Origin of the sequence: Nostoc sp., from assembly GCF_036916655.1 — a bacterium.
In the GTDB taxonomy this organism is placed as follows: Bacteria; Cyanobacteriota; Cyanobacteriia; order Cyanobacteriales; family Nostocaceae; genus Nostoc.
The window spans coordinates 26,862-51,496 of the sequence record NZ_JBALFY010000004.1; the positions used below are offsets into that span (position 1 = coordinate 26,862).

The 24,635-nt window shown below is 42.7% G+C and carries 20 protein-coding genes; 12 read left to right on the top strand and 8 right to left on the bottom strand.

Annotated features, from left to right (window positions below):
* Nucleotides 1–11: 11 nt before the first annotated feature.
* Nucleotides 12–218 carry a type II toxin-antitoxin system HicA family toxin gene (locus tag V7L31_RS00665; RefSeq protein WP_334694466.1) on the top strand — a complete coding sequence of 69 codons (207 nt, stop codon included), beginning with the start codon at nt 12–14 and terminating at the stop codon, nt 216–218.
* 170 nt (nt 219–388) lie between these two features.
* Nucleotides 389–2,176 carry an aspartate--tRNA ligase gene (aspS, locus tag V7L31_RS00670; RefSeq protein ID WP_334694467.1) on the top strand — a complete coding sequence of 596 codons (1,788 nt, stop codon included), beginning with the start codon at nt 389–391 and terminating at the stop codon, nt 2,174–2,176.
* A gap of 338 nt (nt 2,177–2,514) precedes the next feature.
* Here the strand turns inward: aspS and pirA are convergent, their stop codons facing one another.
* Entirely contained in the window at nt 2,515–2,670 is a 156-nt protein-coding gene (gene pirA, locus V7L31_RS00675) for an arginine synthesis PII-interacting regulator PirA (RefSeq protein ID WP_334694468.1), read from the bottom strand.
* Nucleotides 2,671–2,782: 112 nt separating this feature from the next.
* Between pirA and V7L31_RS00680 the strand changes: the two genes are divergently transcribed.
* Entirely contained in the window at nt 2,783–3,607 is an 825-nt protein-coding gene (locus V7L31_RS00680; protein ID WP_334694469.1) for an SAM hydrolase/SAM-dependent halogenase family protein, read from the top strand.
* Here the strand turns inward: V7L31_RS00680 and V7L31_RS00685 are convergent.
* Nucleotides 3,604–4,269 carry a GUN4 domain-containing protein gene (locus V7L31_RS00685; RefSeq protein WP_334694470.1) on the bottom strand — a complete coding sequence of 222 codons (666 nt, stop codon included), beginning with the start codon at nt 4,267–4,269 and terminating at the stop codon, nt 3,604–3,606. The two genes, V7L31_RS00680 and V7L31_RS00685, sit on opposite strands and share 4 nt — an antisense overlap.
* Before the next feature lie 137 nt (nt 4,270–4,406).
* On the opposite strand from V7L31_RS00685, the gene V7L31_RS00690 reads away from it, so the two are divergent.
* Together V7L31_RS00690 and V7L31_RS00695 are read left to right on the top strand one after the other, a co-directional pair.
* On the top strand, nt 4,407–5,063 hold the full coding sequence (locus tag V7L31_RS00690; RefSeq protein WP_334694471.1) for a DUF2301 domain-containing membrane protein: 657 nt from the start codon (nt 4,407–4,409) through the stop codon (nt 5,061–5,063).
* Nucleotides 5,063–5,752, top strand: a complete 690-nt coding sequence (locus tag V7L31_RS00695) for an ElyC/SanA/YdcF family protein (protein ID WP_334694472.1) — start codon at nt 5,063–5,065, stop codon at nt 5,750–5,752. Before V7L31_RS00690 ends, V7L31_RS00695 begins: the two co-directional genes overlap by 1 nt.
* 218 nt (nt 5,753–5,970) lie before the next feature.
* Here the strand turns inward: V7L31_RS00695 and V7L31_RS00700 are convergent, their stop codons facing one another.
* Nucleotides 5,971–7,029: an alpha/beta hydrolase gene (locus V7L31_RS00700; RefSeq protein WP_334694473.1), complete on the bottom strand. Its 1,059-nt coding sequence runs from the start codon at nt 7,027–7,029 to the stop codon at nt 5,971–5,973.
* A gap of 412 nt (nt 7,030–7,441) precedes the next feature.
* Between V7L31_RS00700 and dprA the strand changes: the two genes are divergently transcribed.
* On the top strand, nt 7,442–8,560 hold the full coding sequence (gene dprA, locus V7L31_RS00705) for a DNA-processing protein DprA (protein WP_334694474.1): 1,119 nt from the start codon (nt 7,442–7,444) through the stop codon (nt 8,558–8,560).
* A 308-nt stretch (nt 8,561–8,868) separates the two neighbouring features.
* Here dprA and V7L31_RS00710 read toward each other — a convergent pair whose 3' ends face one another.
* Nucleotides 8,869–9,693 carry an alpha/beta fold hydrolase gene (locus V7L31_RS00710; protein ID WP_334694475.1) on the bottom strand — a complete coding sequence of 275 codons (825 nt, stop codon included), beginning with the start codon at nt 9,691–9,693 and terminating at the stop codon, nt 8,869–8,871.
* A gap of 178 nt (nt 9,694–9,871) precedes the next feature.
* Between V7L31_RS00710 and V7L31_RS00715 the strand changes: the two genes are divergently transcribed.
* Complete coding sequence (locus V7L31_RS00715; protein ID WP_334694476.1) at nt 9,872–10,105, top strand: hypothetical protein; 234 nt, start codon at nt 9,872–9,874, stop codon at nt 10,103–10,105.
* Here the strand turns inward: V7L31_RS00715 and V7L31_RS00720 are convergent.
* Complete coding sequence (locus V7L31_RS00720) at nt 10,099–10,983, bottom strand: 4-hydroxybenzoate solanesyltransferase (protein WP_334694477.1); 885 nt, start codon at nt 10,981–10,983, stop codon at nt 10,099–10,101. The genes V7L31_RS00715 and V7L31_RS00720 overlap by 7 nt on opposite strands.
* A 388-nt stretch (nt 10,984–11,371) precedes the next feature.
* Here V7L31_RS00720 and V7L31_RS00725 point away from each other — a divergent pair, with 388 nt between their 5' ends.
* From V7L31_RS00725 to V7L31_RS00735, 3 genes are all read left to right on the top strand, one after another.
* On the top strand, nt 11,372–13,024 hold the full coding sequence (locus tag V7L31_RS00725; RefSeq protein ID WP_334694478.1) for a Ppx/GppA phosphatase family protein: 1,653 nt from the start codon (nt 11,372–11,374) through the stop codon (nt 13,022–13,024).
* Between the two features lie 1,443 nt (nt 13,025–14,467).
* On the top strand, nt 14,468–15,535 hold the full coding sequence (locus tag V7L31_RS00730) for a DMT family transporter (protein ID WP_334694479.1): 1,068 nt from the start codon (nt 14,468–14,470) through the stop codon (nt 15,533–15,535).
* A gap of 293 nt (nt 15,536–15,828) precedes the next feature.
* The gene (locus tag V7L31_RS00735; protein ID WP_334694480.1) at nt 15,829–16,947 is read left to right on the top strand and encodes a peptidoglycan-binding protein; all 1,119 of its coding nucleotides are present in this window, start codon (nt 15,829–15,831) and stop codon (nt 16,945–16,947) included.
* A gap of 320 nt (nt 16,948–17,267) precedes the next feature.
* Here the strand turns inward: V7L31_RS00735 and V7L31_RS00740 are convergent, their stop codons facing one another.
* Both V7L31_RS00740 and dnaG read right to left on the bottom strand, forming a co-directional pair.
* Entirely contained in the window at nt 17,268–17,723 is a 456-nt protein-coding gene (locus tag V7L31_RS00740; protein ID WP_334694481.1) for a DUF2141 domain-containing protein, read from the bottom strand.
* A 288-nt stretch (nt 17,724–18,011) separates the two neighbouring features.
* A complete protein-coding gene (gene dnaG / locus V7L31_RS00745) occupies nt 18,012–19,955 on the bottom strand; it encodes a DNA primase (protein WP_334694482.1) in 1,944 nt (647 codons plus the stop codon).
* A 316-nt stretch (nt 19,956–20,271) separates the two neighbouring features.
* On the opposite strand from dnaG, the gene tftA reads away from it, so the two are divergent.
* The gene (gene tftA, locus V7L31_RS00750; RefSeq protein ID WP_334694483.1) at nt 20,272–21,624 is read left to right on the top strand and encodes a hormogonium tapered terminus morphoprotein TftA; all 1,353 of its coding nucleotides are present in this window, start codon (nt 20,272–20,274) and stop codon (nt 21,622–21,624) included.
* Between the two features lie 71 nt (nt 21,625–21,695).
* Entirely contained in the window at nt 21,696–21,911 is a 216-nt protein-coding gene (locus V7L31_RS00755; protein WP_334694484.1) for a hypothetical protein, read from the top strand.
* Between the two features lie 471 nt (nt 21,912–22,382).
* Here V7L31_RS00755 and V7L31_RS00760 read toward each other — a convergent pair whose 3' ends face one another.
* The gene (locus V7L31_RS00760) at nt 22,383–24,227 is read right to left on the bottom strand and encodes a tetratricopeptide repeat protein (protein ID WP_334694485.1); all 1,845 of its coding nucleotides are present in this window, start codon (nt 24,225–24,227) and stop codon (nt 22,383–22,385) included.
* Between the last annotated feature and the right edge of the window lie 408 nt (nt 24,228–24,635).

A 24,635-nucleotide genomic window follows, 5' to 3' on the forward strand; every position in this document is an offset into this window, starting at 1 on the left:
AACTACCGAGTTTGACTGGACGGAAAGTAATTACAGCTTTAAAAAAAGCAGGTTTCGAGGTAGCAATAATACGAGGCAGCCACCATTTTTTGATACACAGTGATGGTCGTCAAACTGTTGTTATAGTGCATTCTGGTGAAACAATTGGTTCTGGTTTGTTAGCACAGATACTCCGTGACTGTCAGATCAGCCGTGATGAATTCCGGGAACTATTGTAAAAATAGGTAAAACTTACCCTTGTGGTGTCATTGATTCTTTTATATATATTGTCTGAGATTATTTGATTTTTTATTTCACCAGAACTACTACAATTACTATTGATGCTAGATAATGGGAAGGCTTTGACATTTTCTTGCCAATCTAGCCCAGGAAACAATAATTAACACTTATGCGAACTCATTATTGCGGCGAACTCCGAAAAGAACATATTGGAGAAACAGTTACCTTTTACGGATGGGTAGACCGTCGCCGCGATCACGGTGGTGTGATATTTTTAGATTTACGCGATCGCTCTGGAATTGTCCAAATCGTCAGCGATCCGCAACGCACCCCAGATTCTTATGAACAGGCGAATGCTCTACGAAATGAATATGTTGTCGAAATCACTGGTAGGGTAACACAACGTCCTGAAGAATCGCTGAATACCCGCATCCCAACAGGCGAGGTAGAAATCTACGCCGATAAAATTAAACTCCTCAATGCTGTTCGCAAACAGTTACCTTTCCAAGTTTCCGTAGCTGACACCGAGACAGTGCGGGAAGACTTGCGGCTGAAATATCGTTATTTGGATTTGCGACGCGATCGCATGGCGCAAAATTTGCAACTGCGTCATCAAATTGTCAAAGCCATGCGTCGTTATCTGGAAGATTTGGAAGGTTTTATCGAAGTCGAAACCCCAATACTTACCCGTTCTACCCCAGAAGGGGCGCGGGATTATGTTCTGCCCAGTCGCGTCAATCCTGGCGAGTGGTATGCTTTGCCGCAATCACCCCAGCTATTTAAACAATTGCTGATGGTATCCGGCTTAGATAGATATTATCAGATTGCCCGTTGCTTTCGTGACGAAGACTTACGCGCCGACAGACAACCGGAATTCACTCAGTTGGACATGGAAATGAGCTTCATGTCCCAAGAAGAAATTATCGAACTAAACGAGAATTTAGTTTCTCATATCTTCAAAACCGTTAAAGGCATCGAGTTACAGCGCCCTTTCCCTCGTCTGACTTACGCTGAAGGGATGGAACGTTACGGGAGTGATAAACCAGATACCCGCTATGGTTTGGAATTAGTTGATGTCTCAGATATTGTGAAAGATTCTGGTTTCAAAGTCTTTCGGGACACTGTTACTAATGGTGGTATTGTCAAAATTCTGCCCATTCCCAACGGTAACGATGTAATTTCTAACGTCCGCATTAAACCAGGCGGCGACTTATTTAGAGAAGCCAGCGAAGCCGGTGCTAGAGGTTTAGCATACATCCGCGTTAGGGATGATGGCGAAATTGACACCATTGGGGCGATAAAAGACAACTTAAGCGAAGCACAAAAACAAGAAATTTTACGCCGCACAGGTGCAAAGGCTGGACATCTGCTGTTGTTTGGGGCAGGGGAAGCTGCTACAGTTAATAAAACTTTAGATAGATTACGACAAGCGATCGCTAGAGAATTTAACTTAATCGATCCAGAAAAAATCAACTTGCTGTGGATTACAGATTTCCCGATGTTCGAGTGGAATGCCGACGAAAAGCGTCTAGAAGCACTACACCACCCATTTACAGCACCACATCCCGATGATTTGAGCGATTTAAAAACTGCACGCGCCCAAGCTTATGACTTAGTACTCAATGGCGTAGAAGTTGGCGGCGGAAGTCTGCGGATTTATCAGCGAGAAATTCAACAGCAAGTTTTTGAAGCCATTGGGTTATCTCCTGAAGAAGCACAAAGTAAATTTGGCTTTCTCTTAGAAGCATTTGAATATGGTACACCGCCGCATGGTGGCATCGCTTACGGTTTAGATCGTTTGGTAATGTTGCTAGCTGGAGAAGAATCGATTCGAGATGTAATTGCTTTTCCGAAGACACAACAAGCGCGTTGTTTGTTAACAGATGCACCTTCGAGTGTAGATGCTAAACAGTTGAAAGAATTGCACGTTGCTTCGACTTATAAACCAAAGTCTTAGCGAACTGGGAAATTGTCTGAGTAAGATTTGCTTGGGGTCTAAATCCCCATTCAATCTTCCTAGTACAACACGGCGTAAATAAACCACCCCTGACGCTCCGCCCTTGGCGTCTCCCCTTGGGAGAAGACCGGACTGCCTCACCATTCCAAATCAATGAAACGCTTACGCTGTATTCATTTTTAATTTTTAATTTTTAATTCCGCCTTGCGGTACTAGTCCCCAATTCAATTCAATTAATTAAAAAATGCTGTAAGGGCAAAATTGCCAGGAAACCCCTAGAAAGAAATAACCCGCCGTAGCGGGTTACACAACAAAACTATGAACAATGAAAACTTGATTTAGCTGGAATACCTCATCTCAGCTTCTAATTGACGAATCAGTTGTTCGTCGCCTTTTGCTCTGGCTACTTCTAAGCGATGCTCTAGGCTTTTTTGAATATTTGCTCTGTGAGCTTCTCGTGATTTGCTCAAACTTTGTAGTCTATTTTGACTCATAGTGATTACCCTCTTTAATTTTTTGCTTTATGTCTTGCATTTTTAACATAACACACGTTTTGTAGCTGTTGCTACAGAAAATTAAAACTTTATGGATATTTTATCTTAAATTATGTCTAAGAAGCAGATAGATCAACAACCACTTATAACTTTGCTCAGTGATTTCGGCGATCGCGATGTTTATGTAGGCATAATCAAGGGAGTCATAGCCCAAATCAACCCCAGGCTGAGGGTGGTAGACTTAACGCACCAAATTCCGCCGCAAAATATCGCCGCCGCTAGGTTTAGCTTGATGAATGCTTATCCCTATTTCCCAGTTGGGACAGTGCATCTGGCAGTAGTAGATCCGGGTGTGGGAAGCAAGCGACGAGCGATCGCAGTAGAATTTGCTCAAGGGTTTTTGGTCGGCCCGGATAATGGTATATTTAGCGGGGTACTCAGCCAAAGTCCTGCGATGTCTACGACGGGCTACGCCTACGCCGCCGTTGAACTTACAAATCTTAACTATTGGCGAACTCCTCAACCAAGCAAGACTTTTCACGGTAGAGATATCTTTGCCCCAGTAGCAGCTAATCTTGCTAGTGGTGTCCCCCTCAAACAGCTAGGACAAGAAATTGATCCAGCAAGTCTGGTAAAACTGGATATAGGCAACTGCAAGCAAACAACGACTGGTGTAGTAGGTTGTATTCAATATATTGATAATTTTGGCAACCTAGTTAGTAATATTCCAGGGAGTTACGTACAAGGCAAAACTTGGTATGTACAAGCAGCTGGGTTGACTATACCAGGTTGTGAAACTTACAGTGATGTCAAACTGGGAGAAATAATAGCTTTAGTTGGCAGTCACGGCTGGCTAGAAATTGCCATTAATAGCGGTAATGCTTACTCACAGTTGCAGTTAGATTGCCAAGAAACGCTTCAAGTGGTGCTAACTTAAATACCGCATCTCGATAGTGCCCCATCCAGAGAAACACCAAAGTTATATCCTCTTTCCACAGTTGGTAGATGTCCTGGGGGGAAGGTTTTAAAGTTTGGTTCCTTACCAGGTTTATACTCGTATCTTTTAGTTTGCTGATTATAGTTCCACTGAATCAGCCAGTCGCCTGTTAAGGTTTGCCATCCCACCGCGTCATACATCTTGCGATAGTCGTTTTTTTCTTCCCTCAAAATTTTTTCTTGAGCGCTAAAGCCCAACTTACCATCACTAGCTGTACTCCAAAGCCTGTCAATGGTTTTCAAATCAACACACGAAAGTGCATTCATTTCATCTTTCCCAATCGCACCCTCAGCCAGTGCCTTAGTCCCTGCAACATCTAGCATTCTCAGGTAAGTTTCTCGGTCAGATCCTTGCCAATCTTTGCTTTGTAAATATTTCTGCAACTGGCTGTAATCGACATTGCGGGCTGTGGTAATTTCTATTTGCTTCAATGAGCTAGAATTAGTAGTTGTGTTGACTAAATTAGTATTTCCTGGACTTTTGCTCTCAGACTTAGACCGTGTTAACGAATATCCAATCCAGCCTAAAACAGCAAATATACCTATAAGACTTGCTGTGATAAGTAAAGTTAGTGCCAGAACCGTCTGATTATTCTTTGCCATTTTTGGATGCTTCTGATTACTTTGAATCCCCAGGTAAAATTTAGTCTAACCATTACCAGATAATAGATGTATATTTTAGCTTTTTTTGAGAATTGTCAAGATTAATACATATACAAAACAATCTTCATTAGCCAACTATGACTACACAAACACTCTCTGCACCAGAAGTTTATCAAGGCCAGTTTGGGGAATTTACAATTACTCAAAGCGATCACACTGGCGTAATTATCTACCGGGCTGGGTTGATGATAGCAGCACTGAGCTTTGCTATCGGCAGCGCTTTGGTTTTACTCAACAATAACCCAACTGTTATAACTGCACTCACACCTCTATATGCTTGTTTTAGTCTCGCTCTTGGTGTAAGTTTATTTACCATTCATATTTACATGGCATCACTACACCGAACGTTGCAAATTTTTTGGGCGATCGGTACTATAGCGTCAGTGATTCTGGCCATAACTAGTAGTGAACCTTTAGCTCTTGCTGTTTACAATCAACCGATTACCTTATTTGGAGTTGGTTTTATCTTCGTTGCTTTGACAGGTATTTATTTTAAAGAGGCTTTTTGCTTCAATCGCCTAGAAACCAAAGTATTAACCCCAATAGTACCGATATTGTTGTTAGGACATTTAGTAGGAATTTTACCAACTCAGGGGGAGAGTGTTTTATTAGGAATTTGGGCAACGTTATTTTTGGTATTTGCCCTGCGAAAAACAGTGCAAGCAATTCCTGCTGATATTGGAGATAAGTCTGTGTTTACCTATTTAAAAGAACAACGTTTAGCTAAGGTTTAATGCAGACAAGAAATCGTCGGTGTCAAAAATTTCCCAACATTAAAATAATCAAGCGTCAAGAAATGTGGACACTTACGGCTCAGGGGTGGGCAATTGCGATCGCTTTGATTGCTTATTTAATATTTTTCGTTTTTACTCATATACACTCATTTCTCGCCGTAACTTCCCCAATCGAATCAGCAGAAGTATTAGTTGTTGAAGGATGGCTACCAGATTACGCTATAGAAAAAGCTTTGACTGAATTTCAAACTGGTTCTTATCGGCAAATAATTACTACCGGAGGCACATTAGGAAAAGGCAGTTATCTTATCGGATACAAGAACTTTGCAGAAGTGTCAGCTGCCACTTTCATAAAACTCGGTTTAGAAGCAGAAAAAGTCATAGCTGTTCCGACACCTTTCGTAGTTAAAGATCGGAGTTATGCCTCTGCTGCCGAATTTCATCGCTGGCTATCCAATTCAAATTTACAGATAGAATCAATTAATCTTTTTTCCTTAGATGTTCATGCTCGTAGAAGTTGGTTTCTTTTTAGAAAAATACTTGCCCCTAATATTAAAGTTGGTGTGATCGCTGCCAAAACGCAAGATTACAATTCAACAAATTGGTGGCGTTCTAGCGAAGGTGTGCGGACAATTCTGGATGAAGGTATTGCTTATCTTTATGCACGGTTTTTGAGTTGGAAAGCCTAACAAGGATATTTTAGATTTTAGATTTTTTATCAAACAGAATTCAGGAGTCAGGAGCCAGAATTCAGAATTGAATTCTGTGCGACTGGTGGATAGCGCCGGTGGCAAGCGAGTCTGCGAGCGTCTGAATAAACGGGTTTAAAACCCCATCCAATTGATTCTGACTCCTGAATTCTGACTTCTGAATTCTTCTTCTAATCAATCCAAAATCCAAAATTGTCTTACTTACCCAGGATTTGCAATAATGCTTCCCGATAAATTTTTAGGCCTTCTGCATTTAGATGATCGCCATCACTGGTTAAATTTTCTTTAAGAACATTATTTTCATATAATGGTGCTAGTCCTGCTGCTGCAACTGGCACTTTTTCTGTTTCAGCAACTTGATTAATCAGAACATTAATTTGTTCAACTTTCGGAAGCGGCGCTGATACAGTTGGATCTAAGCTGGCTGCAACTGTTGAATAAAAAGCTGGAATCAGAAAAATCTCTTTAGTTCCTATTGTGCGGATAAGTGCGATCGCCTCTTGCAGATTTTTGGTAAACAACTCATCACTAATCCCATACCAAGCATCATTTCCACCTACAGCAATAATCGCTTTTTCACATTTAACCTTGGTAGGAATTAGACTTTTTAGTTGTTCCACTAATGAGATTGTACTCAAACCATTTAACCCAAAATTAAAAGTCCCATTCCCCAGAGTATTACCAAGTTCAGCCGAGACAGAATCGCCAAATAAACAACCTGAGAACTGTTTATCTTGGGCAGCGAGTATCTGATATTGCAGGGCAATTTTCCCTAAAGGTGAAGAACTTACATCGTCTTTTGGCGGTGCGTCAGCAGAACCAGAAGATAAATTTGCCATACCGACTAGCTTCTGAATTTTTGACACATCAACAACTAATTGACTGCTGGGATAAGCTTCTAGAAAGCTAGTTATTCCCAGACCTTCTGGTGATTTTGCTCCTACAATAATGGCAGATCGTAGCGCTTGTGTACTGGATTGATCGCGACGAGCGATCGCTTGGGAAGCAAAAGATAAAATTTGCTTGCCCATTCCTGTATTTATCAGCTTATCTAAAGCCGCAATATCAAGAGACATTTTCACTTTTAGGGCATCTTGAAACTTCTGTTTCTCCTTAGGACTGAGGTAATTTAGGAAAGATTGCAAATCGCTAGAAGCCTTTTGTGTCTCGTCATAGTTGCGTATATCTGCCACCGGAACCGATTGCTCAAACAATCCGTACCTGATAACAATCTTTTCGGCTGCCAAACTAGGCACACTATGTAGCAGTAAAAATATTAAGCACCCAGATAAGCTTATTAAAAGACGATAAAAATATTTCATCACAGAAGATCAGAAGATAGATAGTCAATAGTTAATAGTCAAGAGTCAAGAGTCAAAAGTCAAGGGGAATTGGGAAAGAAAAAGCAGAAGTTCTTTGTCTTGACGGTGATTCATCGCGTCTCTTGCCTTAACTCCACCTCGCCATCAACAGCCAACCCCAAACATGAGTTCGATGAACCTCTCTCTCCCAGCCTCCCTCTCCGACACGGAAAGGGAGGAGCAAGAAAAATTCCGCTTTTTGCTCCCCTCTCCGACACGGAGAGGGGCTGGGGGAGAGGTCAAATAAGACTTGTCGAACTCACGTTAATTTGGGAATACTCAATCCAGTAGGTGTGAGGATGGAACGGTGGTAGAAGAAGGTGCATATTGGTTAGCTTGGGCGCAAATTTCAGGGATTGGCCCGGTGTTACTGCGACGACTGCAACAGCATTTTGGTACGCTGGCAACCGCTTGGAACGCTACCAAAGTACAGTTAGGAGAAGTGGAAGGTTTGGGTTTTCAAACACTAGAAAAAGTAGTACAACAGCGATCGCGTTTGCACCCAGAACAACTATTCATTCAGCACCAGCAGGAAAATTCCCATTTTTGGACACCAGCAGATGCAGATTATCCCCGCCTACTGCTAGAAACTCCCAGTCCGCCGCCAATTTTATACTATCGCGGTGAAGTCGAACTCCAAGAAAATCTCGGACAAAAACCAATGGTTGGAATTGTCGGAACCCGCCAACCTTCAGAATATGGTATCCGTTGGACTCGGCAAATTAGTACAGCTTTGGCGAAAAATGGCTTTACAGTTGTCTCTGGGATGGCAGAGGGAATTGACACCGAAAGCCACATCGCCGCCATGAAAGCAGGTGGAAGAACGATCGCAGTTTTGGGAACTGGTGTAGATGTCATCTATCCACATAAAAATCGGGATTTGTATAAGCAAATTTTGACGGCTGGTTTAGTCGTGAGTGAGTACCCCACAAAAACCCCACCCGATCGCACTCACTTTCCCCGTCGCAACCGAATCATTGCAGGCTTAAGCCGTGCCATTCTGGTAATGGAAGCGCCAATAAAATCAGGTGCCCTAATTACTGCTACCTACGCCAATGAATTTGGCAGAGATGTCTATGCCTTACCTGGAAGATTGGACGATTATCCATCCCAAGGGTGCTTAAAGTTATTGAGTCAGGGAGCAACTTTCATTCTTAAGGAATTAGACGAACTGTTAACAATGCTAGGAGCAATACCACAACTTGATGGAATTGAGGCTTCAATAGCACCACAGCAGTTAAGTTTGCCAACTTTATCGCCAGAATTGCAAACGATAATGGATGCGATCGCTTGCGATCCTTTACCCTTTGATTTTATTGTCCAACAAACCGGTATGCCTGCTGGCTCAGTTTCCGGTGCTTTATTACAGTTGGAACTTATGGGTTTCGTTTCACAACTACCAGGGATGCGGTATCAAAAAAGTTAAGAGTTAAAAGAAAAGGTTCTTCAGTACCTTTTTTTGTTGTTGTTGATCAAAGAGGCAGGGGAGAAAGATTCGCTCATTTCCCCAGAATCCGGGTTTCAGAGCTAATAAATTTATTTATGCCCAAAACTTTTAAATATTTATTTCCAGACGCGCTGCGCGTCTCGTAGAGAGAAATAATGCGTCCTTAGTTCAAGCCCCTACATTTATGTATGGGGTTCTCCCCCTGCTTCCCCTGCCTCCCCTGCCTCCCCTACTTCCCCTGCCTAAAAAAGCTCTCTCTGTTCACGATGTATCTCACTTTTTCGCGTCTACGACTGAATGAATTCTAGGAGATCGGCATTGATCTGGTCTGCGTTTGTCGTCGGCATACCGTGCGGGAAACCCTTGTAAGTTTTCAATATCGCGCCCTTCACCAACTTAGCGCTCAACGGGCCGGAGTTGCCATAGGGTACAATCTGGTCATCATCGCCATGCATCACTAGGGTCGGTACTGAGATTTTCTTCAGATCCTCCGTGAAGTCGGTCTGGGAGAAAGCCACGATGCCATCATAGTGTGCCTTAGCCGCGCCCATCATACCTTGGCGCCACCAATTCTCAATCACCCCTTGGGATGCTTTTGCGCCCGGACGATTGTAACCGTAAAATGGACCAGCAGGCACATCCCAATAAAATTGAGCTCGGTTGGTGGCCACCTGCGCTTGGAAGTCGTCGAATACTTCTTTGGGCAGACCGCCGGGATTTGTGGGGGTCTTTACCATCAGTGGCGGCACTGCGCTGATGAGGACAGCCTTGGCGACACGACTCTCGCCGTGGCGTGCTATGTAACGTGTGACTTCCCCGCCGCCGGTTGAGTGACCGACATGGATGGCATTCTCTAAATCAAGATGCGCGGTGAGTGCGGCAAGATCATCGGCGTAATGATCCATATCGTGTCCATCGCTGACTTGGCTCGAGCGTCCGTGACCTCGCCGATCGTGAGCGATGACGCGATAGCCGTGACTCAAGAAGAATATCATCTGGGTGTCCCAGTCGTCGGCTGATAGAGGCCAGCCGTGCGAAAAAACGATGGGCTGGCCACTGCCCCAGTCCTTGTAGTAAATCTCTGTCCCGTCTTTGACTTTGATTATGCTCATGTGTTTTTCTCCAATAAGTTGTTTAAGCGGTGGTGACGGGTTCGTTGATAAGCAATTGTATAAATACCAACCGCGCGATAACTACCTAAAATTAGCTGATTATTATATAAAATTTTTCCACATAACATCCTCAATTAGAATCTTTTGCGGAAAATTTTTGAATATCAGTGCAAATAAAATGCTTCAATATAAAGCTAGGGAAGAAGTTACCAATGCTTCAAATGATATCTTGCACCAGGCGACTGGAAGTCGCGGCTACACGAGGCAAAACCCGTCTGCACGGGCTGAAAACCTTGATTTTGCTCCGCGTAGGCGGACGAAAGTTTGTATACGATTTCTAATCGCCACTAGGCGCAGGGCGACTAACCCTCTACAGACACCAGGAGATGGAGTTTTCCGTCGCTTTCAATAAACAGATCCAGCAATCATCCCAGCAAGTAAAATAAAACCAATCCACACATTTTGCCGAAACATCTGACCATAAACAGGATTAGGTAAGTCTTGCTGTCTTAATCGTAGAGACTGCCAAATCCAAGCAATAGTAGCAACAGCAAGGCTAATCCAGAAGGCTAAGTGCAGATGTATGACTACGCCTAACCAAGCCAACAATAAGATTGTGCCAGCAAAGAAAATTCCAATAGCGAGAGGGGCATAATTTCCAAAAAATAGGGCGCTAGAATTAACACCAATGCGGCGATCGTCTTCCTTGTCGCTCATAGCATAAACAGTATCAAATCCTAATGTCCACAGAACAGTTGCGCCCCAAAGTAACCAAGTTGGTTGAGAGATGGTTTGTGTAACTGCACTCCAGCTAATCAATACCCCAAAGCCCCAAGCGATGGAAAGTACCAGTTGTGGTACAGGAAATACCCGCTTTGCGCCTGGATAAAGGAGAATTATAGGCACTGCTGCCACACATAACCAGAAACTCAGGGGGTTAAGATAAAAGGCCAGGATTGCTGCACATACTAGCGATACGATCGCAACTACAATCCCAACTTTTACAGATAAAGCACGAGAAGCGAGGGGGCGATCGCGTGTTCTCTCCACCTCTGGATCAATATCCCGATCCCACAAATCATTGACAACACACCCAGCCGCACTTGTGGCCAAAGTACCCAATATAATTACACCAACCAGAGGTAAGGGCGGTTTCCCGGAAGCGGCCAAAAACACAGCCCAAAGGGCAGGAATCATTAAAATTAACCGTCCTTCTGGTTTATGCCAGCGCAAAAGCCGGATAATTGTAAGCCAAGTTGGTGACTGGGGGCGTTCTGGCGTCGTTAACATAGTAGTTGGGAGTGGGGAGTGGGGTATGGGAAGTGCGGAGTGGGCATTGTGTATTTATGATTGCCTATATAAAAAACTTTTCTCTAGTCCCTACTCCCTACTCCCTAATTCACACATCTTTACATCTATAGAATAACGTTATTTGTTATTTGTAAATACATAACCGAAAGTGGCAACTTTAAATACCTTTAAATAGTCACTAGGTTAGAAGCAGTAGGGTGAATATACTTAGCTCAGTTTTCTTTGAGCAAATTGAGTTTAGATTACTAAGTATTTTTTGTATTTACTCAGTAATCAGCTTGAAAAAGTGCGTTGTAATAAATATCAGTGCCAGCTACCCCGACATACCATCGTTTGCCATCATTTCTTAATAAAGAGAGAAAACTAGATGCTGAATTTAGTTTCGGCTAGTTGGGAGAGTGTTCCAACTCAACCATCTAAGCAACATCGGATTATTGCTGCCATTGACTTGGGAACGAATTCTCTACACATGGTAGTAGTCAAGATTGACCCTACACTACCAGCTTTTAGCATTATTGCCAGAGAAAAAGAAACTGTCAGACTTGGCGATCGCGATCTCACTACAGGGGAACTCAAACCGGAGATAATTAAAAAGGCGATCGTAGCTTGTGGACGTTTCCAAGAAGTTGCTAAAACTATCAACGCTGAAACTATCATCGCGGTGGCAACTAGTGCCGTGCGAGAAGCCCCCAATGGAAAAGATTTTTTGCACCAAATAGAAACGGAGTTAGGTTTAAGCGTTAACTTGATATCTGGTCAAGAAGAAGCGCGACGAATCTATCTTGGCGTACTATCGGGCATGGAATTTCACAACCAGCCCCATACCATTATTGACATTGGCGGTGGTTCCACAGAATTAATTTTGGGTGATAGTCAACAACCGCGTACTCTCACCAGTACCAAAGTTGGTGCAGTGCGACTCACTAGCGAGTTAATTACCACTGACCCCATCAGTAACACCGAGTTTCAGTATCTCCAAGCTTATGCACGCGGAATGTTGGAACGTTCTGTAGAAGAATTGTTAGCAAACCTAGAATTTGGGGAATCTCCGCGTTTGGTGGGTACTGCCGGCACAATTGAAACCCTGGCAATAATTCATGCACGAGAAAAGTCTGGTGTTATTCCTTCTACTCTCAATGGCTACCAGTTTAGTCTTAAAGACTTGCAAGAGTTCGTAAATCGCTTGCGGAAACTGAGTAATTCTGAAAGGGCTGACATACCTGGGATGCCAGAGAAGCGGGCTGAAGTTATACTCGCGGGTGCAGTCATATTACAGGAAGCAATGATCCTTTTGGGTACTGAATCGGTAACAGTTTGTGAGCGTTCTCTGCGAGAGGGCGTTATCGTAGACTGGATGCTAACCCACGGTTTAATTGAAGACAAGCTGCGCTACCAAAGTTCAGTTCGGGAACGAAATGTTCTCAAACTCGCTAATAAGTACCACATCAATTTAGAATACAGCGATCGCGTGGCGAAATTTGCTGAGAGTTTGTTTGATCAAACTCAAGGTACTCTACACCACTGGGGATCTGACGAGCGACAATTGCTGTGGTCAGCAGCAATATTACACAATTGCGGTCACTATATCAGCCATTCCTCTCACCACAAGCACTCTTACTATCTAATTCGCAATGGAGAATTACTCGGTTATACAGAAACCGAGATTGAAATCATTGCCAATTTAGCGCGTTATCATCGCAAATCGCCGCCCAAGAAAAAACATGAAAGTTACCAGAGTTTGCTGACTAAACACCAGCGACAAATGGTCAGTCAATTGAGTGCAATTTTAAGATTGGCAGTGGCTTTAGATAGACGACAAATTGGTGCGATCGCTCAAGTACAATGTGAGTATTATCAACAACTTCGGCAGGTCAATTTGCTAATTTTCCCATCTAAACCTGATGATGATTGTGCTTTAGAACTCTGGAGTTTAGATTATAAAAAAGGAGTATTTGAGGAAGAATTTGGAGTGAAATTAGTAGCGACTTTAGAAAAGTCTAGCCTTGCGAACTTGTCTTAGAAAAGAGTAGCGTGGTAAGACTAAATTGTTGCAAAAAAATTGTCGGTTGGGGAGCCACTGCGTTCATTAGTGTCAACTTAACGCGAAACCGCTTGTCCACCGGGAATTTAAATTTCCGTCTCATAGCTAAAGTCATCTGAAGATGACTAAATATCGCCAAAAATCTCCAGTCTACTTCAGTAGACCTAAGCCGATTAGACCGGAAATAAATTTCCGGGCGGGCATGGAAGCCAACAGTTAAGCTATTTCCGGCTGAAGTTGACACCAATGCACTGCGTTGCGCGGGTTCCCCGCATTGTAGCAAGTGCCGTTGGAGACTTTGCCAAAGCCAACATCTTGATATATGTTATGTTGGGTTGCGCTCCACCCAACCTAATGTTTAATGCACTATTTTAAGCTTGCCACGCCAAGTAGTGTGCGTTAACACAGTGTAACGCACATAAACATATAGAAATCCGCTTTGATTCGGAGAATTTACTTGCGTGGACAGGGAAAAGAAAAAAAGGGATAAATACGTAGTAAGTCTTGTAGGAGTCCTATAGCTTGTATTCTATCCTCGTGATAGTTTATTAGCTTGAAAAATTAGGCTAAATATAAAAGCTGGAAGTAAAAATCAGATTAAATTTATCTAGTAACAGTTCAAGGTGGTATATTGATCAAACAATACCACCTTGAACAAGACTTTTTATTATAAAATCTATCTAATTTTGACATCCTGCTGAAGGATGAATTTATAATTTACTTAAGACGCATTTAAAAACAAAAAATAGTAATTATAATATAGTTAACAATCTATTTTATATAGGTTATGTTGCTATTGGATATCTAAGCCGGGAAAACTTAGATATCCTTATATAAATTTTCCATAAAGCTGGCTCAATTGTTCGGTTTTATGCAATAGAGAATGCTCATACAGTTTTACTTTAATAATGATAGAAATAGGTTGGTAAGCTGTTACGTATACAACTTGCATTATCAGGGCGAGCAAGATGCCCACCCCACAATTATATTGGAAAAATATTAGTGCAAATTAAAGGCGTAACAGCTTAGTACCACGGCATTTGTTATCGGTATCAACTGACCGTTAAAACGGCATTTTGTAACTGCGTCTATAAAAGGTTTTAGCTACCTCCGTGGGTTAGGGACTCTGTGGGGTGGGCAAGATGAGCGCCCATATTATACAAAGGCGCTCATCTTGCCCACCACATAATATTGGGTAATTTATTTGTGGGAAGTCCCTTAAACCTCAATTTTTTCTTAGTCTGCAAATGGATAGGGATGCAGAGGTAAGCGCAGAGAATTCGTTACGAAACCTGAGTATTCTTTCCTTCTCTCCAAGATGCTATGCGATGCCTACGGCGGTAAGCTACGCAAAACTACATAATTCGGTAAGATTGGGTAAAGCAATTTTTGCGCTTGTTAAACAAAGGCATCAGCAAACCCATGCAACTGAAACTCAGTGCATCTCGACTTCCCTTCGCCTCACTCCTGTTAATCGCTCCCTTTTTTCTATGGGGAACGGCAATGGTAGCCATGAAAGGAGTGATACCCCATACCACGCCGCTATTCATGGCGGGAGTGCGTTTGATACCCGCAGGGGTGTTAATTTTGATTGCAGCAGCATTTATGGGTAAACCCCAGCCGAAAGGTTGGGCTGCATGGTTGTGGATTGCCTTATTTGCCCTAGTCGATGGGACGCTATTTCAAGGCTTTTTGGCAGAGGGATTAGTCAAAACCAGTGCAGGGTTAGGGTCTGTAATGATTGATTCACAACCCTTAGCTGTTGCGTTGATGTCGTTGTGGTTATTCCAAGAACACATTGGTTTTTGGGGATGGCTGGGGCTAGGCTTGGGAGTCACAGGTATTAGTTTAATTGGTTTACCTGATGAGTGGATTTTACATTTTCTCGACTCAGGCGCAAATATTACAATAGGCAACTGGCAAGATTTGTTTGCTAGTGGTGAGTGGTTAATGCTGTTAGCAGCCCTATCAATGGCAGTGGGAACAGTTTTAATTCGGTTTGTGTGCCGATATGCTGACCCAGTAAGCGCTACAGGATGGCACATGATTCTGGGTGGATTGCCACTATGGGGAGTTTCATCAGTTGTCGAATCACAGCAATGGGAGAATCTGGGAGGATCTGATTTAGCGGCTTTGAGTTATGCTACCGTATTTGGCAGTGCGATCGCCTACGGTTTATTTTTCTACTTTGCCTCTAGTGGCAGTCTCACTAGTCTTAGTTCCCTCACCTTTCTCACACCCGTTTTTGCGCTACTATTTGGCAATCTTTTTCTATCAGAAGTCCTTAGTCCGTTACAGTGGATCGGAGTATTTCTCACTTTAATCAGCATCTATCTAATTAACCAACGTGATGCTTTAGCAGGACAAAACGACACAGTTACCGTCGGCGAAATAGCTAATATACAGCAACCAGTTTTAGAAAAATCTGCTAAAAAATTGAACCCCATAAGTCTAGTAGTCAGAGAATCTGAACCAGAAACTTTACCCTAACTCGTTAAAATAATTCGTAATTTGCAATACTCGCCTCTGGCGAGAAGCAAGCTACGTAATTCGTAATTCGTAATCCAGTGGGAAGATGAAGGAGATGAGGGAGAATACCCAATCCCCATTACCCCTTATCCCCAGAGGGGACCCCACCTTCCCCAATCCCCAAAAATGACAGTTAACATTTGGTCATCAAGAAGGTATTGTGGTATCGAAGACTTCAAAAGCACGTTTAGGCTAAAACTTGCAATATGAGGCTATGCCGTTCCTCAATTCTGATATTTACCTGTTTTTCTTGTGTGGGTCTTTACCCAAGTCGCTCAAGTATAGCTGCATATAACCTAGCACCTAAAATTTTAGAACTTGCACAAGCGAGTTCCATAGTTACTGCTAGTCCGGCTGTTTTGAGATATGGTAGTCGAAAATCAGATGTGCAGAGACTACAAACCCAATTAAAGCAGTTGGGATACTACAGTGGTGCAGTAGATGGACAGTACACTACCACTACGGAAATTGCTGTAGCTAAATTCCAGAAAGCAAAGGGTTTAAAAGTAGATGGTCTTACGGGGTTGGAGACTAGTAGAAAACTGCAAGCTGCTTTGGCTACCAAAAATCAGATTATCACCTCTCCAATACTTGCCTCTCCTATTGCAACTATTGCAACTTCTAAACCAACTGCAAAACCTAAGCCAAGCGAGAGAGGCTTTGTCTGGTGGTTAATATTTGCCATCGGAGTTATGGGATGTATAGGCGCACTTTTTTACCTGCTGAGATGGTTTCGTGGGGTCAAATATGGCAATCTAACCAAAGTTCAAAAGTCCGAAATATCTAATACTAAAAGTTTAAGTGAAGCTAACAAAAAAACGATGATCCCATCCTCACCCGATACTGTAACTAATCTACAAACAACTACGCCACCACCTCCCCCACAATTGCTGCTACCAGAAAAAACTTCCCGTCTTGCTAAACTCAATATCGTTGACGAATTAATTCAAGACTTACGCAGTTCTGACCCCACGAAACGGCGCAAGGCTATTTGGGATTTGGGTCAGCAGGGAGATTCGCGGGCGATTCAACATCTAGTTGACTTGATGATTGATGCTGATTCTCAAGAAAGCAGTTTAATTTTGGCAGCTTTGGCAGAAATTGGTACTCGCATACTCAAACCGATGAATCGTGCTTTAGCAATTTCAATCCAAGACGAAAGCCCACAGGTGCGGCAAAATGCGATCCGTGACCTGACACGCGTTTATGACATGATGGGTCAAATGACTCAGATGTTGCGCCATGCGCTGGAAGACCCAGACCCAGATGTGCAAGCAACAGCACGATACGCTTTAACTCAGATGAATCGAATGCGTAGCTTGCCAGAACAACAAAGTCTATCGGAAGATTCAGACCACGATTCACCAGAATAGAGTCACGTCGCTTTGCTCCTAATTCAAAATTCTTGCATTATTGATCCCCATAAATAAATTTAAGTAAGTCGGCACAATAAAACCAAACTGTGTGAAGAAAGGTAAACAAGGCTAAAATCCTTTCTCCCCCTGCTCCCTGCCTTTTTCCAACGATAATTATTTACGCCCACTTACTTAGGAGCTTGTATCATGAGTTGTTTTCGATCTTTCGATTTTAGATTTTTTCTTCAATCCAAAATTTAAGCCATGCTAAAAACGCACCTTTGTTGCCACCTAAAATTTAAAATTGACAGTGAAGTAAGTTTAAATCTGCTGTCAACCTAAAAATATTTTAACTGGATTTGGATATTGGTATTCGGGCCTGCGACTAAAAATGCTGCCTCGCTAAATTTTGGGGCTCTAGTGCGAATTTCTGGGTTGCTGGAAAATCCAAAGCCTTCGCTTGGTATACCTAGAATATTGCGATTAAGAATGCGGTCATTATTTTGATCGTGGAAGACTGCAACGGCGTAATTACCTGCTTTCAAGTTGTCAAAGGTAATTAGTAAGGGATTGTCAGTAATTTTGGTACACTGCTTTTGTAAGACGCGATCGCGATCGCTAGGAAATCCTTCACTGCTTGCAAATATACTCGCACAGACTTGTCCTTCTTTATTTCTCAAGCCATCTATTTCCACGGTAAGTTTGCCGTTAAAATTTGCCTTGGCACTAAATGACCATACCAGATTTCCCAGAACTGCTAATAGTAGCAGACTAACTCTCAATCCTTTAACCATAAAATTTTCACAGAATCAAAGAAGTTTTGCTGAAATTAAGTTTTCACTTGCATTAAGAGCGCGCAGACTAATCCTGACATTATTCAGTCAATACTTGCAAGCATCTGGCTATATTTCATCTCTTGGCACATCTGTAAATATAAATATTCTTTAGATTCTTTAGAAATATTATTCAGAATATTTATATAAAAATACAGATCAAATAAGCCCAAAACACTTGTATAGACGGCGATTTATCGCGTCTCGAAAACCTAAGCGTATTGATTTATCGGCGATCGCTATCTTAGGTCAAATTAACTCTGTAATGGAAAATAACCGTTGTCGATCTATTTTTTGAAGCTTGATTTTTTCAGCGTAGAAAGCCTGATAATACGATTGATACCGCTCTGGTTCCGCTTCTGGATCGGTTTGTTGCCATAGTTCCAAAAAGTGGCGATAACGTTTTTCAAGCATCACCAAATCCATGCAAGCGATCGCAGCTTGAACTACTTGCGGAGTCCGAAGTATTTCTTTCTGGTTTTTTTCATCGACATGAAATAAATGGGAAATTAATCCGATCTCACTGTCAAATTCTAAGAACCGATCTTGGAGACGGGAAATTAAATCTGGTGGAGACGAAAAACTTTGCGTCTCTCCATCACCGGATGAAATTTCTAAAATCTGTTGCCATAAAAATCGGTGGTGGGAAAGGCTAAATTGCAAATCTCGCTCCTCTAGTTCGTCAATAATTGCTTGACGCTGTTCAGGACAATGCAAATAAATTCGCAATAATAACGCCTCTGCGTGTTCTAAAAGGCTGCGTTCTGTGGGGAGTGGAGAATGAGAAACGTTGTTACTTCCCCACGCTTTCTTTGCTGATACGGGTTTAGAGTATATAGCCGCAGCCGGAGCAATTTGAGTTAGCAGATTTTCGACTCGTAGGGGTATAAGTCTGGTATCTCCCAAACTGAGTATTTCTGCACAATAAGAAACATAATAATTTCGTGTATCGCTGTTAGCTATATTTTTTAGTAATTTGACTAATTGCTGAGTTACTTGCTGAAAATCAGTAGCCTGTTTTAAGTCTCTGTCTTGAATAATTTGCTGAATCTGCCAATCTAGCCAAAGTGGCGCATTTTTTAGCAGTTCTCCATAATCTTCTTGGGTATGATTGTGCAAATATTCATCAGCATCTTTACCATCGGGTAAATTGAGAATTTTTAGTTGAACTTCGCCCTTGTATGCTAATTCGGCAATTTCACCAATCGCCCGTTCGGTGGCATTAGTTCCAGCTTTATCGGCATCAAAGTTGAGTACTAATTGTTTCGATTCGGTGTAGCGTAATATCAACCGGACTTGTTCTAAGCTTAAGGCTGTACCGAGAGAGGCGACAGCATTATTAATACCAGCAGCGTGGAGAGCGATCGCATCAAAATATCCCTCTACTACCACCGCTTGATCTAGTTGGGAAATGCCACCTTTGGCTTGATCGAGGGCAAATAAGGTTTTACCTTTACTAAAAAGTTCGGTTTCTGGTGAATTTAGATATTTAGGCTGTTCATCAGTCAGAGTTCTACCACCAAAGGCAATAACGCGCCCTTGAACATCGCGGATGGGAATCATCAGGCGATCGCGAAATACATCATAATAACCGCCTCCTTCCTTGCGTGGCTTAATCAATCCCGCTTTTTCCAGTATTTGCACTGGGTAATGTTTGTCTTCCACCAAATACCGATAGAGAGTTTCCCAACCTGCGGGGGCAAAACCTAAACCAAATTGCTGTATAGTTTCTTCTTTGAATTTGCGGTTAGATTGTAAATATTGAAGTGCCTTTTGTCCTTGGGATTGTCTCAGGGCGTGTTGATAAAACTGTGCTGAGGAAGCGAGAACTTCATATAACTGCTCCCGCAAAGATAGTTGACGCTGTAATTCTTGGCGTTGTTCGGGTTCTAGGGTTTGTACAGGTACTTGGTAACGCCGTGCTAAATCCAGCACCACGTCAGCAAAAGAGCGCTTCCCCAATTCCATGACAAACTTAATGGCATTTCCCCCAGCTTGACAGCCGAAGCAATAGTACATTTGTTTGGTTTGGCTGACAGTGAAACTGGGAGATTTCTCGTCATGGAAGGGGCACAAACCGACAAAATCCTTTCCACGTTTGCGTAAAACTACGTACTCCGAGACGACATCGACAATATCAGCCCGTAATTTAACTTCCTCAATAGTGTCTGGGTGCAAGCGGGGGATTTGCATATCTTAGTTACTAGGGATTGGGGATTGGGGATTAGGGACTGGGGATTGGGGGGATGAAGAGGCAAGGGAGCGGGGTGCAAGGGGGATGAAGAAAAATCTCCTCTTTCTCCTTTCTTCCCAATTTCCTCTTCTCCCTGCCCCCTGCTCCCCTTCCCTACTCCCCAGTCCCCAGTCCCCAATCACTAGTCATTAACTTTGGAGAAATACCAAAGGATAAATGACTTTTGGCTTCTGATGGCTATTATATTCTTGTTGCTAGACCAAGAATGATGTATAGAATTGCTTAGACTTAATTTTATCAGAGGAAATACTGAAAATGGGGCGTATTTTTATATCAGCGGCTCATGGAGGCAAAGAAGCGGGAGGAATAGATCAAGGTGCGATCGCGGGTGGTACAAGTGAAGCAAAAGAAATGATTTTGCTGCGGGATTTGATTGTCACGGAACTGAGGGCGCGGAGTTTGGAAATTTTAGCGGTTCCTGATGACTTGAGTGCCGCCCAAACTATCACCTGGATCAATTCTCGCGGCCGTCGGGGTGATGTCGCCCTAGAAATTGCAGCTAATGCGGCTAGTAGTCCTTCTGTACGGGGGGCTAGCGTTTTCTACATTGCTAATAATAGCGATCGCAAGAGTAATGCTGAACAGTTGCTAGTGGGGTTATTGCGCCGCGTACCTCAATTACCAAATCGTGGAGTCAAGCCAGATACAGATAGTGGATTGGGTAGTTTAGCATTCTGTCGTCAGACAACGCTGCCAGCTTTGGTAATGCAAGTGGGGTTTCTCAGCAATCCAGAAGATCGGGCTTTGCTGCAAACTCGCCGCCGTGATTTTGCTTTGGGAATTGTCGATGGATTGGTAACTTGGAGTCGTGTAATTGACCCCACTCCTGGAACTCCAGCCGAAGCAAATTATCCACCTATTAATATTAATATTAATGGCCAAAGTTACACAGAACAAGGAGTTCTAGTTAATGGCAATGCTTACATCCCTATTGATTTAGTAGACCTTCTACGAATTGACCTTTCAAAAGCAGCTAATGTCAATAAAATTACCTATCACAAAATAGTTTATGTCAAAGCGATCGAACTACGAGATTTTAATGTTGCAGTTAGTTGGGATGCGGCGACGCGTACTGTTAGTTTGCGATCGAATTTGGTAGTTTGCCCCGGTCAATTTTCGCGGGTGATGTCAAATGGTACTACTTCTGAAATACAGTTACAATTATTCCTGAGAAATAATAATCAAAATGCTTTAGCTAAGTTTCCTGATATCCCAAAACTTTATCGTGAAGAAGCAGCTATAGAGGGAGTAAACTATGATATTGCCTTTTGCCAAATGTGTGTAGAAACTGGATTTTTACAGTTTGGTGGTGATATTAAACCTGAGCAAAATAACTTTGCTGGCTTGGGTGCGATCGGTGGTGGTGCTGAGGCTGCATCTTTTCCAAGTGCCAGAATTGGAGTGAGGGCGCACATCCAACATTTGAAAGCTTACGCCAGTTTAGAACCTTTGGTACAAGAAGTAGTAGATCCAAGATTTCGCTTTGTTACACGGGGGATTGCGCCATTAATTGATCAGCTAGCAGGGCGATGGTCAGCAGATTTAGATTATGGTACAAAGATTTCAGCAATGCTCAAACGATTATATGAATCAGCAGGACTTCTTTGAGTATTAAGTGAAAGTGCCAAAAACACTTTTCTTTCAGTGCTGTTTAGCCACTCGACAGGAGAAAAGAAGCTATGAGTCAGGAACCTGAGGAAATGACCGTCAATGAAGACATAAGACCTGAATATGATTTTTCAGGTGGTGTCCGTGGCAAGTATTACGAAGCGTATATGCAATCGAGTAATGTTGTGGTTCTTGATCCAGACGTGGCGGAAATCTTTCGAGATTCGGCTTCTGTTAATGAGGCGTTGCGATTGCTTGCAAAAATTGCGAAGGCAACGGCAGCATAACCACTCCCTTATACAGGAAGGTTGAAAACTGTTGGTGCTGAATTCGAGGTCGCTTGCCACTGCTGAAAGGGAATGTTAATGAGAGGTTTCCTTGATATCAACATTTTTCTAGACTACTTGTTAGGAACGTGGATTAAATAAAATGGAAAACTTCATCTTGTCTCTAGCTTCCCTCTCCTTTATAAGGCAATACAGTTCAGTTAAGGCTAAAACTCTGTTACCAAAGTCAATTTTTGAACGAACCGCCTTCTCTACGAGAGGCTTCAGCCAACGCGCAGCGTCTCGTAGAGAAGGCGCGGAGAACGCAGAGAGAAGAAAGAAATGCTTAACCCAAGCGTATTGCTTTATAAGGAAAGGGATTGAGGGTGAGGTAAACCAGGGAGATAAATTGTATGTTATTTAATTCTTATTCCTTTTTCTTGCTTCTCTCCTCAAATTTGGGAGTAGTTAAACCTGAATCAAATTACTTTCTTACATATCTTGCTTATATTCTTCTAACAATTGCGGAATGTGATCGTACCCATCGACACCGATAACCGCAATGATTTTCGGGCGATGTTGCTGTAAGAACTTTTGGAAAGCTTCTACCCCTATCTGTCCTTGTAAAATTGTCAGTAAACCTGCTGGTTGACGCCACTCACGAGAAGCAATTTGCTCTAAAAGATACATTCCCAAGCAGCCTGTGTAAACAGTTTTTTCGGAATTTTGCAGATGATAATAAGCTTCTGCTAAATAAGCCAAGTTCCGCCCTTGCAAATACAAATCACCGGAAACTTGCGCCGTTTTAAAGCCATCTTCAAGATATTTAATTGCCGTTTGATGTTCTCCGATTACTAAATAGGCAATTCCTAAGCTGCTCACACATAAGGCTTTACTTTGAATATCGCCTAATTTTTCTGATAATTTTAAACCTTGTTCCAAATAGTTAATTGCGGCTTCATAAGTTTCAGGTTCTAAGTTTTCTAGTTCCTGAGCCTGCATAACTTCGCTGTAACCTAAATTTACCAGCGCGTTTGCTTCTCCTGTTCTATCGCCTGCTTGCCGACTTAGTATTAATGCTCGTTGACTATAATTAATTGCCTCAGCATAATTTTGCTGTTGCACGTAGGTACGGCTGAGGTGGTTGAGATTAGCAATTTCACAGGCGCGATCGCCTGCATTCCTGGCGATCTCTAGTGCCTGCTGATGAAAATCAATTGAGCGCTGGTATTGTCCCAAAGCACGTTGAGAATAGCCTAAAAGTGTCAAAATTCGCGCTTTTTCTTGGGTTCCCTCGCCTCGTCGCAGTGGTTCATCCAAATAATCTAGGGCATCTCGTAAATAAGTGCCAGTAAAAGAGGCAAAAATCCCGCCGTAAAAGGGAAAATATGGACGCTGGGCAAAGGTTCGCAATATCTGGAGCATGATTTGAGAACAGGCATCGCTATATACTGTCCCAATGCTACTAAAACCACTTGCTAACTGACTCCAAATCACTGCAAAGGTCAAAAAAGTGGAAATGGATAATTTTGGCCCGGCTTTCACATCGTAAGCTTGTTGGTCAAACCAGTTAATTAGTCCTCGTTGCAAGAACTGTAAAATCAATGCCATTTCTACCCAATCTCTGAGGGTGATACCCCGTTGTCGCTGGGCAAACTCAATTGCTGATTCTTCTCTAGCTAAGGTGCGAAGCAGTGCTTGGGGTAACTCGCTACTGAGTTGTTTAGCCCAACTTGCCCAAGGGCCGCGTTCTCCTGGTACGCCGCCAAATCCCAGAGATTCTTTTTGCTCGTACATCCAACTGAGCAAGTTGTCTTGCAATCGCTGCCAAGAAGCTAAACCACGGGTAATTCCTTCGGAAAATTGTTGTAAATCAGAATCAGCTTGAGCAAATTGCTGCAATGCTTTTGACAATTGCTGTAGCTGTTGCAAATTTAGTGGATACTTCTGATTGGGGTCAGTAACCCGAATAAATGTCGCCAGACGCTCGTTAGCGTTAGCTGTGGTAATTTCTGTAACTGCGGAGGCAATCGCTTCTGTTGCTTTATTTTGCTCTTGCCAGCGTTGCCATTGACTTTGAATCGTCTTAATGGCTCTCAAGCTGCGAGTTGCCTTGGCTTTCTTGAGTTCGTCTTTTTCACTATCGACTTGGCTTTGGAAGGCATTCAGGCGATCGCTCAAAGCTAGCTCAAACACTTCCCCTGTCCCGGAAGTGATACCTTTTAGCAGCATTTGATACACCTGTTCGACAGAGCTAATTTTGCCCTTGAGGGTGGTTTCGACAATTTCATCGATTAAGGCAAGATAGCGATCGCTTAATGGCAGAGAGTCTGGCACTTTGGCTACTAGGAGAATGTCACATCAATTCTAATTCTAGTCTTGGCAGCAAAAATGCGAAAAATAATTAGCGGCAAAAAATTTTTCGGTTATTGCAAATATCTACCCCATTACTCTCTAAATTCAAATCGCTACAAAACTGATCTTTCATTGCATTGTGCGATCGTCGCGCAATCGCACCCTATTTAGAAACAAGCCAAGATTTGTCTTGTTCCCAGTCTCCGACTGGGAATGCCTGTCGTTGAGGCTCCGCCTCTCGAACTCGCGGCAGAGCTGCTTTGAGTTGCATTTCCAGCCTCCGGCTGGAAACGAGGTTTTAAAGGAGTTTTAGCTTAAGTTGATACCAATGAGCAATGCTGTGCCCCGACAAATGGTCTGTATTCTATGCAATTAAGAACCGCTATAGAG

What these genes read in the sequence shown, in the direction of transcription:
- aspS (WP_334694467.1), top strand. Translation starts at nt 389, where the DNA reads ATGCGAACTCATTATTGCGGCGAACTCCGAAAAGAACATATTGGAGAA.
- pirA (WP_334694468.1), bottom strand. Translation starts at nt 2,670, where the DNA reads ATGAGTCAAAATAGACTACAAAGTTTGAGCAAATCACGAGAAGCTCAC.
- V7L31_RS00680 (WP_334694469.1), top strand. Translation starts at nt 2,783, where the DNA reads ATGTCTAAGAAGCAGATAGATCAACAACCACTTATAACTTTGCTCAGT.
- V7L31_RS00685 (WP_334694470.1), bottom strand. Translation starts at nt 4,269, where the DNA reads ATGGCAAAGAATAATCAGACGGTTCTGGCACTAACTTTACTTATCACA.
- V7L31_RS00690 (WP_334694471.1), top strand. Translation starts at nt 4,407, where the DNA reads ATGACTACACAAACACTCTCTGCACCAGAAGTTTATCAAGGCCAGTTT.
- V7L31_RS00695 (WP_334694472.1), top strand. Translation starts at nt 5,063, where the DNA reads ATGCAGACAAGAAATCGTCGGTGTCAAAAATTTCCCAACATTAAAATA.
- V7L31_RS00710 (WP_334694475.1), bottom strand. Translation starts at nt 9,693, where the DNA reads ATGAGCATAATCAAAGTCAAAGACGGGACAGAGATTTACTACAAGGAC.
- V7L31_RS00715 (WP_334694476.1), top strand. Translation starts at nt 9,872, where the DNA reads ATGCTTCAATATAAAGCTAGGGAAGAAGTTACCAATGCTTCAAATGAT.
- V7L31_RS00720 (WP_334694477.1), bottom strand. Translation starts at nt 10,983, where the DNA reads ATGTTAACGACGCCAGAACGCCCCCAGTCACCAACTTGGCTTACAATT.
- V7L31_RS00725 (WP_334694478.1), top strand. Translation starts at nt 11,372, where the DNA reads ATGCTGAATTTAGTTTCGGCTAGTTGGGAGAGTGTTCCAACTCAACCA.
- V7L31_RS00730 (WP_334694479.1), top strand. Translation starts at nt 14,468, where the DNA reads ATGCAACTGAAACTCAGTGCATCTCGACTTCCCTTCGCCTCACTCCTG.
- V7L31_RS00740 (WP_334694481.1), bottom strand. Translation starts at nt 17,723, where the DNA reads ATGGTTAAAGGATTGAGAGTTAGTCTGCTACTATTAGCAGTTCTGGGA.
- dnaG (WP_334694482.1), bottom strand. Translation starts at nt 19,955, where the DNA reads ATGCAAATCCCCCGCTTGCACCCAGACACTATTGAGGAAGTTAAATTA.
- tftA (WP_334694483.1), top strand. Translation starts at nt 20,272, where the DNA reads ATGGGGCGTATTTTTATATCAGCGGCTCATGGAGGCAAAGAAGCGGGA.
- V7L31_RS00755 (WP_334694484.1), top strand. Translation starts at nt 21,696, where the DNA reads ATGAGTCAGGAACCTGAGGAAATGACCGTCAATGAAGACATAAGACCT.